Origin of the sequence: Chryseobacterium geocarposphaerae, from assembly GCF_002797535.1 — a bacterium.
GTDB classification, from domain to species: domain Bacteria; phylum Bacteroidota; class Bacteroidia; order Flavobacteriales; family Weeksellaceae; genus Chryseobacterium; species Chryseobacterium geocarposphaerae.
Genome location: NZ_PGFD01000006.1, coordinates 1 through 1,128, shown reverse-complemented (window position 1 = coordinate 1,128; position 1,128 = coordinate 1). Strand labels below are relative to the sequence as shown.

Here is a 1,128-nt window from a genome sequence, read left to right as displayed (position 1 = left end):
GGGCTCACCTGTTCCCATTCCGAACACAGAAGTTAAGCCCACCAGCGCCGATGGTACTGCGACAAGCGGGAGAGTAGGTCGCCGCCAGTTTTTTTTAAAGTCTCATTCAATTACATGAATGAGACTTTTTTGTTTTATATACATACCAATTTTTTTACAATAAGCAATAGACAATGGGTGGTAATGAGTAATTTTGCCAGATACCTGATGCAGAAGCTTTTTGTCATTGTGAGCGAAGCGAAGCAATCTCAAAATAAAAGTCCACTTAGTTGGGCTAGGTATCTTTCATTTTTTCATCAATAAGAACGATTTTAAGCATCTTTTATAAAATAATAAAGAAAACTTATCTTTGAAAAGTATTTTACAAAACTTTCCTCCAAATCTTCTTAATTATTCTTCAATCTTTTTACTTATAAAACATAAATGGTTGTCTTGGCAAATAATAAAGGAAAGTCATTGCGATAAGTGATATAAGACAATAATTAAATGATATCAATAAACCTTTCTCCGCAAAATTAAAATCTTATATAAAAGTCTGTAGCTTCCTGGAGCATACCATACCTTCTACTGTGCTACTACTACTACTACTACTACTACTACTTCTTCTTCTTCTTCTTCTTCTTTAATCATGCAAATCTTATTAAACTATCCTTTAGATCACAATAACATAGATACAATTAAAGTCTTTACTTACGTCATAACCATAAAGCTTATAACCCCTTTAATATTCTTAATTACCTTAACTTCTACATGCTCTTAATGGTTAATTTGCTTTTACTACTTCCATTTTATTGACTCTTTAGATCTAATCCTTTTGTTTATTTTATCAGGATTTTTTACATCTTTCGGTTCCCAATATCAAACATTAGTTTAAATATTTAAAAATTCTTCTCATGTCTAATCAGTGAGTTAAGATAAAATATTACGGGAATATGAAATTTAAGTTAAGTAAATTAGGATTATATATAATAAAGTATCTATCTTTGCCCCACTGAAAACGAGAGGTGAGTAGGTAAGCGCAGAAGAGCTTTTGGATAAGCATAAAGATTAATAAAATCACTTTAGGAGATACGGGAAAAACAATCAGAAACTTTTAGAAATAAAAGTTGTGGGAGTTAAAAAATTTTG

At 30.7% G+C, this 1,128-nt stretch carries 1 rRNA gene; it reads left to right on the top strand.

Annotated elements, in window-relative coordinates:
- Positions 1 to 90: ribosomal RNA gene (gene rrf / locus CLV73_RS18810) — 5S ribosomal RNA — on the top strand; the annotation flags it as partial.
- Positions 91 to 1,128: the final 1,038 nt, after the last annotated feature.